Origin of the sequence: Candidatus Merdisoma sp. JLR.KK006 (assembly GCF_036941035.1) — a bacterium.
Taxonomy (GTDB): domain Bacteria; phylum Bacillota; class Clostridia; order Lachnospirales; family Lachnospiraceae; genus Laedolimicola.
On record NZ_JAYMNS010000106.1, the window covers coordinates 1 to 258 of the forward strand.

A 258-nucleotide genomic window follows, 5' to 3' on the forward strand; every position below is an offset into this window, starting at 1 on the left:
TTATATAGGAAAATGTTGTATATCACAAGAGGGAATCATCATTGGATGATTGCAGGGACGCCGCCAGGCCGGACATCTCTTCCTGACCTGCTCCGCCCATTGGGGCTAACACGCCTGTCAGGAAGAGATGTCCGGCCTGGCGGCTGACTTTGTAGTGTTTTTCTTTGTATAATTTTTTTATTTTAAAAGACTTGGATGAGGATGGCTTCCTTTTTATTGAGCATTTTCCACGGCTTTGGTGATGGCTGCCTGGAAGTC

1 protein-coding gene is annotated in these 258 nt (G+C 46.1%); it reads right to left on the minus strand.

The window, feature by feature from the left end:
* Nucleotides 1-22: 22 nt before the first annotated feature.
* Nucleotides 23-258 (minus strand): hypothetical protein (locus VSQ61_RS22790; protein WP_334346592.1); only part of this gene is annotated, 236 nt, incomplete at its 5' end.